Consider the following 12,676-nt stretch of genomic DNA (forward strand, 5'->3'; position numbering starts at 1 on the left):
GGGTGCAAATGTGTTGGTTCTTGGCCGGGTCGATGGATCGAAAGACTCCGTGGCGCATTTAAGCTTCGGCTAATAATGGCCTCAGGAGAGAACCAATGAAGAAGACGCTGCTCATTTTGAGTATACTCATTCCGCTCGCCGCATGCTCCCGCACAGAACAAGGTGCTGCCGTCGGCGGCTTGGGCGGCGCAGCTATTGGCGCAGCCGTGGCCGGCGACCCGGTGCAAGGAGCGGTTGTTGGCGGGGCGGTCGGAGCAATAGCCGGGGCGGTCATCGGGCACGCCAGCGAAGCCGGTCAGTGCAGATATCGCGATCGGCATGGCCGGGTTTACGTTGCACGGTGCCCGGACGGATACTGAGATCTGAGGGCGCGTGATCTCATTCGATCACGCGCCTCTTCGGGATAGGACAAGTGAATGGCACGTAAGGCCGCAAGGCCTCGCGGTCGCTCCGCAGGAAGGACACAGGATATCGCGCAGGTCAGCCCGACATAACCGTAGTCTTCGACGACCTCGCCGCCTGATGTCATGGCCCGTAAAGTGACGCTCGGCTCCTGTACCTCCGGCACCGTTGTTGCTCGCGAGTTGAGGCGGCCGCAAACAGCGGCAGCGGCTCGTCGCGCAGAGCCTTGATCGCCCACAAAGCCTCAGGCCTCGCCAGCGACAATGAGGGTTCAAACGCGTGGGCCTGGGCGAGCTCGACCAGGGAGGCAGCAGCAACACCGGTGTGACACCGGAGATCATCAACAGATGCGAAGGGCTGGTCGGCACGTGTGGTGACGATCGTTGCCGCCGCATGAAGGCAAGCTCGGATTTGCGACTATCGCTTTCTGGCGACCACTAAGAAATTCTGAGCAAAGCGTGCTGGGATACCAGCTCGCCAGCATATCGTTTCAACAGGCCCGACCAACATTTCGCAAAGCCTTGGTAGCAGCCACCCGGGCCGCGGCAAAAACCCATAGCCGATGACCCGTTCGACGACAAACCCGTTGGAAACGAGCATCTGGCGATATGCGTGGATGCTCAACGTACTGCGCACGACGCGCCCCCGAATTCGGTTGAGAAAGCGGCAGACAAGCCCCATTGGCGAGGTTGCGTTCATGTGGACGTTCGAAACCAGCAACCCACCGTCGTTCAAATGCTCATGAATGGCCGACAGTGCGTCCCGCCTAAGAGTGTCTTCAGCGTTCAAGAAGAATCGAAAAGCTGTAACCACGTCGAATCTTCTGGAAAGGGGGGCAACCGTCAGATCGGCTTTCACCAGTTTGACGTTGCTCGGAACCCGCGCGCAAGCAAGCATGGATTGAGAGACGTCGACGCCAACGACCTCACCGAACAATGGGCCTGCAACAGTTGTGACGCGCCCCGTGCCGCACGCGAAGTCGAGGCAGCTGCGATCCGGCCCGCCAAGAGGCCTGAGAATGCCTTCCACAAGGGGGCGTTCGATACGCAACCACAAGGCAGCATAGTAGCCGGAACAGAAGGTTTTGGTGTAATCGGTGCCGTAGCCTTGGGTCTGATGGCTCGATCGGTAATCGCTATAAGCGCTCCCCTCGAATGACCGCTCGGTCAACACATCGCCTCGAGAACCGCCCATCACAACAACCTCCATTCTGGGCTTGCCAATAAAATTCACTAGTCCCGATCGATCTTCATCCGATCACATGACGCAAACCTTACAAAAAATTATAGCAGGGGCAGAATTCCGATCATGCCGAGAGGGGCGTCAGTTCAGGCTGCCCGCTTCTCCACTTCGCTGATCATGGCCTTTCGCTCGTGCCTGGACGGCGTCACCACCGCGCGTTTCCGGCTGGCCGCTCTGCTACCGCTCCGACGCTTCTCGCGCGGTCGTTGCCGGCCAATCCATCCGCTGAAAGCTCCTCGTCTTACGACTTTGGTCGGGCTGTTGTGCGCAAAGGTCTGAGGCCTGCAACCCGAATGACCTTGCGTGGTTAGGACATCGATCGCCGAGTAAGTGCCCTTCTTCATCGCCGGTCAGATCGATGCCCGCCAACTCACCGGAGGTGGCGGGCATCGGATTGAGGAGCAATGACGAAATGCCTTTGTCCGATGAACTGCGCGACGTTCTGGTCGAATTTTCATGCCCGATCTGCTCGCATCCTATCGTGAAGCCAGGGTCTTGGCTCCGAACGATCGGGGTTTTCAATTGCGAAGGCTGCAAGGATAGGGTGCGCATTGGCTATGAAGAGAAGCTAGAGATCTTCGGGCGCTATCTTCGAAAGCCGACTAGAGGTCCCCAGCGCCCCGCCAAGCTGCGCTATGCCGGAGGATAGGTCACGGGTGCTACCGGCACGTGACCTATCGCTTGGTTAGTGGGTCAGTTGGAAATTTGAAGCTTCACTGCGGCGCGTCCCGAATTTCATGCATGGCGTCGATAAGCAGACCCAATTCGGCGACGTCATCACGCTCCGTTTTTAGGCGGAGTGAGATTTCTCAGCACCAAGGGGCAATGTCAGTGTCAATCTTCTTCCGATCAGGAGCGGCCGTTCAGTCAAGTCCCGCAATGTGCGATAATTGGCTATGGGAATGAAGGTGAAGGAGAAGACCAAGCAGGCGATTTATGCGCCGTTAGAGGGCGGGCTTGGAGCGGAAGCCGTATACTATGCCCGCAGGGTCGGCATCACTAGAGACGAAGCCGCCAAGATCATCAGGGAAACTCACGAACTGTATAATGTCCGCAAGGAAAAGACCAGATAGCTTCGCTCATGGTTCAAGGCAGCGATGGCCAATACCGGCCAGGAAGATGGTATGCAGATCCGTGCAGATATCGTTGATGATGTGCTGGAGGGCAAAGGCCAACAGCACAGCTAGTGTGGCCTAAACGACCGACGCGCCGTGTGCGGGAACAAATTGCTGGATGCCGAGTTGACCCCCCGAAGGGTAACACTCAGGAGAATCAAATGAAAATCATCCTCGCCGCACTGGCGATTTGCATCGCCGTGCCTTCGATTGCCTCGGCCGATGCGATCGTTCTGACCACGAACCAGCATCGTCATCACCGCCACCATCATTGGAACAACGGAGAGGTTATCATCAATCGGGATGGGGGGCGCCTTCATCACCGCCGCCACGGCCAAGAGGCCTTCTACGATCACGGCCGCCGGCATCATCACCGCCCGGATGTCGTCATCGTGACCAGGAAGCACCACCGTCATCATCACGTCGTCATGGATAACGGCGGCTACTGATTGGGCCGACTTAGGCTCGGGGCTCGGCTGCTCGACAAGAGAGAGCCGGGCCTGTTGCCGGTTAAAGCCGGCCGGTTGACTGATGCAGCCCTGTCCGCCATCTCCATCACCCTGTCGCTCTAAAGCCCGCACCCCTCTGGCGGAGAAGAGCGCGGGCCGATCGGAGTTCCGATCTTCGGCAGGAGATGGAGCGCACCAACCTGCCGCACGCAACAACCTTTAGAGATAGCTAATGTTCCGTCAAGCCGCGGCCGGCAGTACCGGTGCTGTGGTGTACCACTGGATGAACGGGACTTCGTTCCCGGTTACTCCCGAACGGCTTTCAAGAGCGCCTCATACAGGGCACGCGTTGCCCGGTAGTCATCGCATGTAGGTGATATGAGCGGCTTCACGATGCTCTTGTGCAGCGCTTCGGCTGCCACCAGGACGTCTCGATTTGAGCCTGCGACAACTGCTTGGAAGGTTTGGTTCTGGCCATTTGGTCGACCTCTTCGTCGATTTCGCCGCGCTTGATCCCAATGGAACTGGTGCGTCAACTCATCGATCGAGATGACGTCGTCTCGGGGACCTCGTTGGCAAGCCATTTGTCGAGGAAGTCTACGCCGCCCGTGCTCATGCCTCACCCTTCTTCAATATCCAGGCTTCCCGCACGATAGAGGAATGATCGTAGCCGAGCATCGCGATCAGGTACCTAACCTGCTCCTCGGTAATGCCGGTCTCGCGTGCCACATTGCGCACAAACTCGGCTCTCGGATCGAATGGTTTCGGTTCCTCCGCCATAGAACCAAATTCGCCACCCGCGCAAAAGCTCTCTGAAACGTACCAATGGATAGCGCCTGCCTAGTTTAATCGACCTCGATGATTTTTTAAAACTTCTTCTTTGCGCGTGCTCGATCACCTTTGACCAGAATCGCGTTCTGGACGAATGCTTCGGCTGAAAGTCGCGCCTCGCGCAGGCGCGCTGTCTTGGCATCTCTTGCCGCTCGCTCCGCCTCGATCGCCAGCTTCGATTCTCGATCTGCCCGCTCGATCCGGTCTTTGTCGATGCGCCGCCTTACCACAGCTACCTCCCATCACATATGCGGCATGAAGGGAAATCAGGGCAAATGGTTCCGAAAAGAAAGCGCATGTTCGCCTCGTCGCCCTGGAACATTTCGACCCACGCTGGGTTAAGAGGGCATCCGATTGGTTTGCAGCAGGCGCACAGTGTGGATTTCGATAACGCCCGATGTTCCAGAGGAGAAACGCCCGCGGTGGGGCATTCTTGCAATCTTCGCGGCCACCCTTTTTGTGATGGCCGTCGGATGGTCTATTTTTGAGTTGTTCTTCGAACTGCCAGCGACGCAAGTGGAACGTACGGCAGGGGAAAGCCGCAACTCGGCGTTCAATGGCGTGCCGGACGACCAAAACCCTAAGCCTGGCAAAATACCGTCCGCTCATCGAGATGCTGCCGAGAAGTAGGGCTGCAAGTTCCCTTTTCAGCGCTTCTTCGGCTTCGGAGTGATTTCCTCCACCCGCACCTTGTCGCCGATCTCCTTGGCCAAATCCAACGCCTTCTGCTTGTCCTTGGTGGTAAGCACGGTCCGCCAGTGCGGCTTCTCGAATACGCTGACAACGTAGGTCGTTGCAGGCCTGTCGGTCATCAACGGCCGTCGTGTCCTTCGTTCGTACGCTGCGACTATATTAGCATGAACGTATGTATTGCCCACCCGACGTCGCTACCGCTCACAAATAGCCCGCCGGTTAGGCCCGGCGTCCTATTCACATCCCAATCTATAGGTGCCGGGCCGCATTTGCCGATCGGATAGGCCAGGGTCGTAGCGTCCTTCGTTCGCACGTTTCGATTATATTAGCGGCACCGCATATACTTGCCATGCGGCGCCTAGAGCGGAGGCCCAAATGGGCGGCTTTAAGCCTTGGCATGATGCTATTCACGACCATCAGGTCGAATGTTTCGCTTCGGAGAACGGTTTGCCTGCCGACCTGGTCTGGGAGTTGATCCTAAAACACGGAAACAGCCGCAAGGCAGTGATCAAAGCTGCGCAGGGTTGCCGGGCCGCTCTCGCCACTGAGAATGGAAACCCGCCGGGCGAAGACCCCAACCACCTCAAGCCCGGCGAGCCTACTACCTGATCAGGTACGCGATCAGGGCCGGGATTAGCCGGCACACTATCCGACGCAAGAGCAATGCCAGAACGCCGTCCCAAAATGGGACGATACCGGGGGAAAACGCCCACGCAGGGTTATGTTGCAGACCTGCTAATATTACGGTCGCACCGGTCGGCTCGCCGCGGATGAGTCGGCCAGGCCCGGCGGCCAGTCAATACAACACCCCAACGACGGCTGCCGGGCCGCATCGAAGGCCCTAGTCATTGTGCCGCCTGTAGGCACTACCCCAGCCGTAGGCGGCCGCACCGGTCCTGTGTTGTTCCTGACAGGCCGGCACTAATTTGACTCGCTAACCAATTGTCGGAAGCGTACAAATCTCCTGTCGCCCGCCTTATCCGGCAAACGGGCGCTTGGAAGCCAACTCAGGTGCTCCCGCCAATACGCGGGAGATCGAAATGGCAGACGACCATTCAGACAACAGGATGACGTCTTTAGACTGCGACATCATTCGCAGCGCCTTCAGAAAGTCCATTGTGGAAAGGCGCATTTCCGAAGGTGAGCGCCGCCGGTATGCGAGACTTCTCGCGCTCGAACTCACCGAGCTTGATGAAATTGATCCGGACATTATCGACTGGATTGTAGCCCGCTAGATCACTAGGCCGAGCCCCCTCTGCGTATTTCAGTCGATCGTGAGCACGGATTTCACCGCATCGTGAGCGCGCATTTCGCGGGATCGTGAGCAGCGATTTCAGACGATCGTGAGCAGCCTCCTCGAAGGTTGTGGACGCTTCGGCCGACATCTCAACCGGGCTACAGGTTGCCTCGTCAATGCAACGAGGAAGCCTGATGCCAACCCAGAGATTGTCGATGCGCCGGATCAGAGAAGTTTTACGTCTAAGGCATGTCCAGGGCCTGACCGAACGCGTCATCGCGCGCACGCTCGGGGTGAGCAATGGCGTCGTGCATGGTTACCTGCGGCGTGCCCGTCTTGCGGGGCTGAGCTGGCCGTTGCCTGAAGGGATGGATGACGAAGGCCTTGAGCTGCTTCTCTTTCCGGCACCGAAGGCGGCGTCGCAAAGCCCTCGGCGGTCCGTTCCCGACTGGAACTATGTGGAGAAGGAGTTGCGCCGCCGCAGCGTCACGCGGGTGCTGCTGTGGGAAGAGTATCGTGCCGCCAATCCAGACGGCTTTGGCTATACCTGGTTTTGCACGACCTTCGAGGCCTGGAAAGGGCGCGCGCGCCCGACGATGCGCCAGACGCACCTGGGCGGCGAGAAGGTGTTTGTCGATTTCGCTGGCGATACCATCGACATCTTCGACCCCATCACCGGCGAAGCGCGTCCCATGAAGCTGTTCGTCGCAGCGATGGGCGCCTCGAACTATACCTACGCCGAGGCGTGCCCGAGCGAGAGCCTGCCCGACTGGATCGGCCTTCACACCAACCTGTTCCGGTTTCTAGATGGCGTGCCGAAGTTCGTGGTCTGCGATAATCTCAGGGCCGCCGTCACCAACCCCGACCGCTACGACCCCGGTCTCAACCGGACCTATGCGGAGATGGCGAGCCATTACGGCACCGCAGTTCTCGCAGCCAGGCCGAGACGCCCGAAGGATAAGGCAAAGGTCGAGGTCGCCGTGCAAATTGCCCAGCGCTGGGTCCTAGCGCGGCTGCGCAACCAGCGCTTCTTTTCCCTGGCGGAGCTGAACGCAGCCATCCGCCTGCTCGTCGCCGAACTCAACGCCCGCCAGATGCGCGGCTTCGGCTCCAGCCGCGCCGAGCTCTTCGCCGAGATCGACAGGCCGAAGCTGGGAGAACTGCCGGACCAGCCATACGTCTTTGCGCGCTGGAAGCGTTGCCGCGTCGCGCCCGACTATCACGTCGAGGTCGACGGGCACTGGTATTCCACGCCCTACCGCCTCATCCGCGAGCTCGTCGATGTGCGCATCGCCGACAACACCGTCGAGATATTCCACAAGGGGCAGCGCATCGCCAGCCACGCCCGTGCGCCCAACCGGCGCGGCCACACCACCGTTGCCGATCACATGCCGAGCGCGCATCGCCGCTACGGCAAGTGGACGCCGGGGGACTGATCGCGGCCGGCGAGAAGATCGGTCCCGCCACCGCCGCCTTCTTCCAGGCTGTCATCGCTGACCGGCCGCATCCCGAACAGGGCTTTCGCACCTGTCTCGGCATTCTGGCACTGACCAAGAGCTACGGCAACACGCGCGTCGATGCAGCCTGCCAACGCGGCGTCCTAATCAAGGCACGCTCCGTCGCCTCGATCCGTTCGATCCTCAAGAACGGCCTTGATCGGGCCTTCCTCGACGAGACGCCCGACCACCAACCCCTGCGCCACGGCAACATCCGCGGTCAGGGCTATTTCCACTGAACCATGGAGTTCTCAATGCTCGCCCATCCCACCCATGAACGGCTGATCGCACTCGGCTTGACCGGAATGGCCAAGGCCTTCGAGGAGCAGCGACGATCACCGGATCTCGATGCCCTGTCGTTCGAGGAGCGCATCGGGCTTCTTGTCGATCGCGAAGCCGCCGAGCGCGACACCAAACGGCTCACCACACGCCTCAAATTCGCCGCGCTGCGCCAGAGCGCGTGCGTGGAAGATGTCGATTTGCGCACCCCGCGCGGCATCGACCGCGCCGTCTTCGCCCGGCTCGTCGCCGGCGACTGGATCGATCGCCATGAGAATCTGCTGGTCACGGGCGCAACCGGCTTGGGAAAGAGTTGGATTGCCTGCGCGCTCGGCCACAAAGCCTGCCGCGACAATCGATCGGTGCTCTATCATCGCGTCCCGCGCCTCTTCGAGGCGCTCGCGCTGGCTCGAGGTGACGGACGCTATGGTCGCCTGCTCAAGACGCTCGGGCGCGTTCAACTCCTCCTTCTCGACGACTGGGGCCTGTCTGTTCTCAACGCGTCCGAACGGCGCGACCTCCTGGAGATCCTCGACGATCGCCACGGCCGAGCATCGACCATCGTCACGAGCCAAATTCCCGTGGAACTCTGGCACGACGTCATAGGCGATCCCACCCTCGGTGACGCGATTCTGGATCGCCTCGTTCACAACGCTCACCGCCTTCAACTCACCGGAGAAAGCATGCGGAAACACAGTGCCCGCGCCCGCCCTCTTGACGGCGCCTCAAACACCTGAATCAATGAACACGTCGGTCGAAACGGCAGCTCATGATCGCGCGAAATACCTGCTCACGATCAAATGAAACGAGCGCTCACCATCGCCTGAAACGGCTGCTCACAATCAGCGAAATGCGCACCCCTCCAAACCACCGGATGAACTCCACTTCCTTTCCGGTGATTTCTCATACGGCCTTCAACAGCGCCTCATGCAGGATCCGCGTAGAGCGGTAATGGTCGCAATGGTGCGATATGAGCGGCTTCATAATGCTCTTGTGGAGCGCTTCCGCTGCCACCAGGAAACGCTCGATCTCAGCCTGCGATAACTGTTTGGAAAGTTTTGATCTGGCCATTTGGCGATCTCCGTTTTTGAGGGTTTCGCCGCAACGTGGGATTATATTCCTCGACTGGATCGAGGCATGCAAGAGGGAGGATGCAGAAAATGACAACCGACGACACGGTAAAGCAAGAGATGCGCCTCTTGGCGATCGAATACATGCTCATGGAAATCTACAATCTTGTATTGGTAAGTTCTGATACGCCGGAGCCTGTCGTCGAAGGTTTCGAACAACGCTTGCTGGAAAATGTGGACAGGATAACCTCTGTCGTCGCGGATGATCCGGCGATGGCCGACCATGCCGCTGCGGAACTCAGAGATGCGCTTGCGGACCTAATGACCGGCGCGAGGCAGATGCGCCTTCAATAGCCCTTTTGGCCAGCCTGTCCAGCCGATCGTCGAGAGACTTCAGGGCGCGAGCGCTCATTCCGTTAAACCCGGATCATAATTCACAATCGCGTCGAGGATCGTGCAGTAGAGGCTGTCAACCTCTTCATCGATTTCGCCGCGCTTGATACCGAGCGCCCTCCTATCCAGCAATCCAGCGTGCCGAGCGTGTCGATGACGTGCCCAACGTGCAGGCCAGAAATCTCCAGTCCATCCAGGCGGCCCTGATTGCCGGTGGCGTGGAATTTACCCAATGGTGTGACGCTGAGTGAGCAATGAGCAAGGCAGCCGGATATATTTTTCACCCTGAGGAACTTTCGCTGCCGACTCGGTGTTTTCGTGCCGTGGGCAAGAAAGCAAAGCAGCGCCGCGAAGAGCCAAACGACCGCGAACGCGTGGCCGAAGCTGACTTTTATGCCCGCAGGTGCGGTCTTACCCGCGAGGAAGCTCTGAAACTTCTCAAAGAGACCAGCCCGTCAAAGCCGGTGATCCATCTGGTCGGCAAGGGTAAGGGCCGCTAGGCAGCTACCCTTTACTCATCCTTCCAGATCACGCGCTTTTCCCATCGGATCTCAACCAGGCGCCGGAACCGGATCGTTTCAAGCTCTTGGCCGACCGGATGAAATAACTCAGCGCTCATCGATTCCTTGCGCTTGCATTTTTCGCAGCGGACCTTTGTCCTTAGCTGATCGGCGGTGACGTTGCCGATCACTTCCCGCAATTCCAGGGGCTTATAGAAGCGCTTGATGTTGCAGTGGCCGCACCGGATACGCGCCACCTGCCCTGCATTGTGGGCATGCATCAACGTCCAAGGTGTGCCCTTCGGCCACTTTTCTGGTTGCTCTGGCATACCTTGAAATGAGGAACATATTCCTGTCAGGTCAAGGGGTATTGACTCTCGTGTTCTCATTTTGTTCACTGCTGGCAAATTGGAGACACAACTATGAAACCGATCATTGCTACCGAATGCGAACAGCCCGAACTCTATGCCATCGTAAAGCGCGAGCGGCCCGCCATTCATCGAGCCGTCAACAAGATGGCGAAGCAAATGCGCGGCCTCACCGATGTCAGTCAAAAGCAGGCCATTGCCGAACTGACGGCCATATGGACTTTGGCGAACTATCCGGAAGACCTCGATCTCGCTTTGTCGCTTTCGGAGGCCATACGCCACCAGACCGACATCTATATCCGGGAGAGCAAGAACGCTGGCCGGGTGCGCCACTGATGCCGAAACACGACTAGGGGCAACGCTATGTGTGGTCGCTACACCAGATATCTGTCCTGGTCGGAGATCCACCGGCTCTACCGGTTGACGGCGCCGGCCGAAATCGGGCGCAACGACGCCCTCGCTACAACATCGCTCCTACTGATGAAGTCCCGTTCATAACGGCTGGGGAAGATGGCAACCACAAGCTGCGCACTGGTAGATGGTGGCTGGTACCGTTCGTAGTGCGCGATTGCATCAAGGATCGTGCGGTAGAGGCTGTCGACCTCCTCATCGATCTCGCCCCGCTTAATGCAGAGTGCCTTGGCATCGGCGATGAGCTTGTGCGTAAGTTCGTCTACCGAGATGACATCTGCGTTCCTCGTCTCGGGGACGTTGTTGGCGATCCATTGGTCGAGGAAGTTGATTCCGCGCGAGCTCATGTCGCGATAAGCTCGCCCGCAGGTTTAAGTTCCGCCTTACTCAACCTCGATAATCTTTCGGGCTGACTTCTTCGGGGCTGCTCGACGACGCTTGACGGGAGCCGGCTTATCGACGGGTGGTGCCGCCAGCAGGCGTTGTGCTCGTAGTCGCTCAGTCTTCGCACTTCTGGCTACGCGCTCCGCCTCGATTGCCAGCTTCGCCTCGCGATCTGCACGCTCGATTCGTTCCTTATCGACACGCCTTTGGGTCATGGAAAGCCTCCGTTGGCTGACCGACCTTGAATGCTGCCCCGATAGAAATGTTCCGTCGCAGGGCGAAGGTTTAGGTTCGTGCGGTGGGATGTGGCGGGACCTGATCGAGGAGTGTGATCTCATCGCTCGCCGCAGGCAGTTCGCCGCGTGGCGTCAGCTTATCGACCGCCTCGGGCAAGTCTTTCGCAATCCTGGCAATCAGTTCATCGCGAGACAGGCCAGTTTGCATCGAAAGCGAGGTGAGTGTGTCCTCGTCTATGGCCGTTTCGACATCCTTCGGTTCGATCGGCTGGTTCGGGCCGCTGGTGACCCACGAATCCACCTTCGACCCTGCTCCCGCATTTCTGAAGCGGTCGAGGATGTCCCCAAACGCCGTCCCGGAGACACTCTTGGATACCTGATCCAAGAGCTCGCCTTGAGGGTTGTTCGGATCGGTATTTCCCGCACCGCGGATCAAATCTCCGATCTTCTCACGATTTTGGTAAGCCAGAATGCCGAGCATAGCGACAGCCATTCTTCCAAGATTTGCCATTGGTCTTGCTCCCTGATGTCATAGCGAGAAGGTTTCGTGCCCGCAAAGGTTCCACCTGCAGGGGCGACCTGATAATGCGCCAGGTGTTTTGGCACGAAGAGCCAGGACACGAGCTGCCCGGGGCGACGATCATCAAGTTCCCTGTTAGGAACTAAGTGGCCCGCCGCTCCATTCACGGCAGCGGCGGGCCGACCGATGCTTAGGTCTCGGTCAACAGCGCTACCCAGGGAAGGGACGCTGCATGCCTGTGAACTTGCGAATGATTTTGCGGTTCCATGAGACGCGAAAAGCCCGCCGGCCGAAGCCAACGGGCAATTGGTCTGGAGTAGCTGGGAACGAGCCAGCGCATGTCGAACGTTCAAGATGTCGGTTGCTAGAGCACAGAGTGCGCTTTCCCACGGGTGGACGCCAAAAAAATTTCGAGTTGCTCTTGAACTCATTTGGGACGATTCCTAATTCGATTTTCGCCGAGGCCATAGGGCTCGGCAAAAATGGCGGCGCCGCATGGACGGCGCCCTTGTACCCATGTTGCTTCAAGGAGAATGTGGCTATGAGAACCTTTGACACCCTCTATCGCACCACCGTCGGTTTCGAACGCCTTTTCGACATGCTCGACAGCGGCACGCGCCCGGAATGGCCTCCCTACAACATCGAGAAGGTCGGCGAGAATGACTACCGCATCGCCATGGCCATCGCCGGCTTCAGCCAGGACGAGGTCGAGTTGACCCAGCACGGTCCCGAACTAGTCGTGGTTGGCCAGAAGGCTGATGACCAGAGCGGGCGCCAGCTTCTCCATCAGGGCCTTGCCTATCGCAGCTTCAGGCAATCGTTCAGGTTAGCCGACCATATGAAGATCAAGGCAGCCAACTTGGAGAATGGCCTCCTCACGATCGACATTGTCCGTGAGATTCCCGAAGAGCTGAAGCCGCGCCGCATCAGCATTGGCGTGGGTGACACGCCGACGGCCGCCACTCAGATCCAGCAAAACACGGACCGCACGCGTAAAGCCGCGTAGCCCTCTGTCACTTTGAACTGCGGTCCGCCTCCCGGCCTCGGCTG

Annotated in this window: 18 protein-coding genes and 5 pseudogenes; 13 read left to right on the forward strand and 10 right to left on the reverse strand. The window is 58.9% G+C overall.

Going from position 1 to position 12,676, the window contains the following annotated elements; all coding sequences use genetic code 11:
* The first annotated feature begins 95 nt into the window (after positions 1–95).
* Positions 96–359: a YMGG-like glycine zipper-containing protein gene (locus AC0V8S_RS29275; RefSeq protein ID WP_095198530.1), complete on the forward strand. Its 264-nt coding sequence runs from the start codon at positions 96–98 to the stop codon at positions 357–359.
* 85 nt (positions 360–444) lie between these two features.
* Here the strand turns inward: AC0V8S_RS29275 and dnaE2 are convergent.
* A pseudogene (gene dnaE2 / locus AC0V8S_RS29280) lies at positions 445–792 on the reverse strand (error-prone DNA polymerase); the annotation flags it as partial.
* 27 nt (positions 793–819) lie between these two features.
* Positions 820–1,611 carry a class I SAM-dependent DNA methyltransferase gene (locus AC0V8S_RS29285; RefSeq protein WP_475434920.1) on the reverse strand — a complete coding sequence of 264 codons (792 nt, stop codon included), beginning with the start codon at positions 1,609–1,611 and terminating at the stop codon, positions 820–822.
* Between the two features lie 935 nt (positions 1,612–2,546).
* On the opposite strand from AC0V8S_RS29285, the gene AC0V8S_RS29290 reads away from it, so the two are divergent.
* Both AC0V8S_RS29290 and AC0V8S_RS29295 read left to right on the forward strand, forming a co-directional pair.
* Complete coding sequence (locus AC0V8S_RS29290; RefSeq protein ID WP_475434921.1) at positions 2,547–2,717, forward strand: hypothetical protein; 171 nt, start codon at positions 2,547–2,549, stop codon at positions 2,715–2,717.
* 203 nt (positions 2,718–2,920) lie between these two features.
* Positions 2,921–3,208 carry a hypothetical protein gene (locus AC0V8S_RS29295; RefSeq protein WP_095198531.1) on the forward strand — a complete coding sequence of 96 codons (288 nt, stop codon included), beginning with the start codon at positions 2,921–2,923 and terminating at the stop codon, positions 3,206–3,208.
* A gap of 240 nt (positions 3,209–3,448) precedes the next feature.
* Here the strand turns inward: AC0V8S_RS29295 and AC0V8S_RS29300 are convergent.
* The 3 genes and pseudogenes from AC0V8S_RS29300 to AC0V8S_RS29310 form a co-directional block, all read right to left on the reverse strand.
* Positions 3,449–3,686, reverse strand: a pseudogene (locus AC0V8S_RS29300) (hypothetical protein).
* Positions 3,687–3,820: 134 nt separating this feature from the next.
* Entirely contained in the window at positions 3,821–3,988 is a 168-nt protein-coding gene (locus tag AC0V8S_RS29305; RefSeq protein ID WP_475434923.1) for a hypothetical protein, read from the reverse strand.
* A gap of 86 nt (positions 3,989–4,074) precedes the next feature.
* On the reverse strand, positions 4,075–4,269 hold the full coding sequence (locus AC0V8S_RS29310; protein WP_095198532.1) for a hypothetical protein: 195 nt from the start codon (positions 4,267–4,269) through the stop codon (positions 4,075–4,077).
* Between the two features lie 145 nt (positions 4,270–4,414).
* Here AC0V8S_RS29310 and AC0V8S_RS29315 point away from each other — a divergent pair, with 145 nt between their 5' ends.
* Positions 4,415–4,669, forward strand: a complete 255-nt coding sequence (locus AC0V8S_RS29315; RefSeq protein ID WP_095198533.1) for a hypothetical protein — start codon at positions 4,415–4,417, stop codon at positions 4,667–4,669.
* Between the two features lie 17 nt (positions 4,670–4,686).
* Here AC0V8S_RS29315 and AC0V8S_RS29320 read toward each other — a convergent pair whose 3' ends face one another.
* Positions 4,687–4,851 (reverse strand): hypothetical protein, encoded by a 165-nt coding sequence (locus AC0V8S_RS29320; protein WP_475434925.1) that lies wholly within the window; start codon positions 4,849–4,851, stop codon positions 4,687–4,689.
* A gap of 256 nt (positions 4,852–5,107) precedes the next feature.
* Between AC0V8S_RS29320 and AC0V8S_RS29325 the strand changes: the two genes are divergently transcribed.
* The 4 genes and pseudogenes from AC0V8S_RS29325 to istB all read left to right on the forward strand — a co-directional run bounded on the left by AC0V8S_RS29325 (position 5,108) and on the right by istB (position 8,481).
* Positions 5,108–5,341, forward strand: coding sequence for a hypothetical protein (locus AC0V8S_RS29325; protein WP_095198534.1), 234 nt, complete (start codon positions 5,108–5,110; stop codon positions 5,339–5,341).
* Positions 5,342–5,772: 431 nt separating this feature from the next.
* Complete coding sequence (locus tag AC0V8S_RS29330; protein WP_475434927.1) at positions 5,773–5,967, forward strand: hypothetical protein; 195 nt, start codon at positions 5,773–5,775, stop codon at positions 5,965–5,967.
* A 196-nt stretch (positions 5,968–6,163) separates the two neighbouring features.
* Positions 6,164–7,704 (forward strand): annotated as a pseudogene (istA, locus tag AC0V8S_RS29335) (IS21 family transposase).
* A gap of 15 nt (positions 7,705–7,719) precedes the next feature.
* Positions 7,720–8,481, forward strand: coding sequence for an IS21-like element helper ATPase IstB (gene istB, locus AC0V8S_RS29340; protein ID WP_475434929.1), 762 nt, complete (start codon positions 7,720–7,722; stop codon positions 8,479–8,481).
* Between the two features lie 166 nt (positions 8,482–8,647).
* Here the strand turns inward: istB and AC0V8S_RS29345 are convergent, their stop codons facing one another.
* Complete coding sequence (locus tag AC0V8S_RS29345; protein ID WP_475434930.1) at positions 8,648–8,815, reverse strand: hypothetical protein; 168 nt, start codon at positions 8,813–8,815, stop codon at positions 8,648–8,650.
* 89 nt (positions 8,816–8,904) lie between these two features.
* Between AC0V8S_RS29345 and AC0V8S_RS29350 the strand changes: the two genes are divergently transcribed.
* Both AC0V8S_RS29350 and AC0V8S_RS29355 read left to right on the forward strand, forming a co-directional pair.
* Positions 8,905–9,168, forward strand: coding sequence for a hypothetical protein (locus AC0V8S_RS29350; RefSeq protein WP_143748237.1), 264 nt, complete (start codon positions 8,905–8,907; stop codon positions 9,166–9,168).
* Between the two features lie 293 nt (positions 9,169–9,461).
* The gene (locus AC0V8S_RS29355; RefSeq protein WP_475434933.1) at positions 9,462–9,707 is read left to right on the forward strand and encodes a hypothetical protein; all 246 of its coding nucleotides are present in this window, start codon (positions 9,462–9,464) and stop codon (positions 9,705–9,707) included.
* Between the two features lie 11 nt (positions 9,708–9,718).
* On the opposite strand, the gene AC0V8S_RS29360 is transcribed toward AC0V8S_RS29355, so the two are convergent.
* The gene (locus tag AC0V8S_RS29360) at positions 9,719–9,988 is read right to left on the reverse strand and encodes a hypothetical protein (protein WP_095198539.1); all 270 of its coding nucleotides are present in this window, start codon (positions 9,986–9,988) and stop codon (positions 9,719–9,721) included.
* Between the two features lie 141 nt (positions 9,989–10,129).
* On the opposite strand from AC0V8S_RS29360, the gene AC0V8S_RS29365 reads away from it, so the two are divergent.
* Together AC0V8S_RS29365 and AC0V8S_RS29370 are read left to right on the forward strand one after the other, a co-directional pair.
* Entirely contained in the window at positions 10,130–10,411 is a 282-nt protein-coding gene (locus AC0V8S_RS29365; RefSeq protein WP_475434935.1) for a hypothetical protein, read from the forward strand.
* Positions 10,412–10,440: 29 nt separating this feature from the next.
* Positions 10,441–10,587, forward strand: a pseudogene (locus AC0V8S_RS29370) (hypothetical protein); the annotation flags it as partial.
* 42 nt (positions 10,588–10,629) lie between these two features.
* Here AC0V8S_RS29370 and AC0V8S_RS29375 read toward each other — a convergent pair.
* Positions 10,630–10,833 (reverse strand): annotated as a pseudogene (locus tag AC0V8S_RS29375) (DUF768 domain-containing protein); the annotation flags it as partial.
* Between the two features lie 322 nt (positions 10,834–11,155).
* A complete protein-coding gene (locus tag AC0V8S_RS29380) occupies positions 11,156–11,617 on the reverse strand; it encodes a YidB family protein (protein ID WP_475434936.1) in 462 nt (153 codons plus the stop codon).
* 550 nt (positions 11,618–12,167) lie between these two features.
* Between AC0V8S_RS29380 and AC0V8S_RS29385 the strand changes: the two genes are divergently transcribed.
* The gene (locus AC0V8S_RS29385) at positions 12,168–12,632 is read left to right on the forward strand and encodes an Hsp20 family protein (protein WP_475438718.1); all 465 of its coding nucleotides are present in this window, start codon (positions 12,168–12,170) and stop codon (positions 12,630–12,632) included.
* The last annotated feature ends 44 nt before the right edge of the window (positions 12,633–12,676 follow it).

Source organism: Mesorhizobium oxytropidicola, from assembly GCF_056174625.1.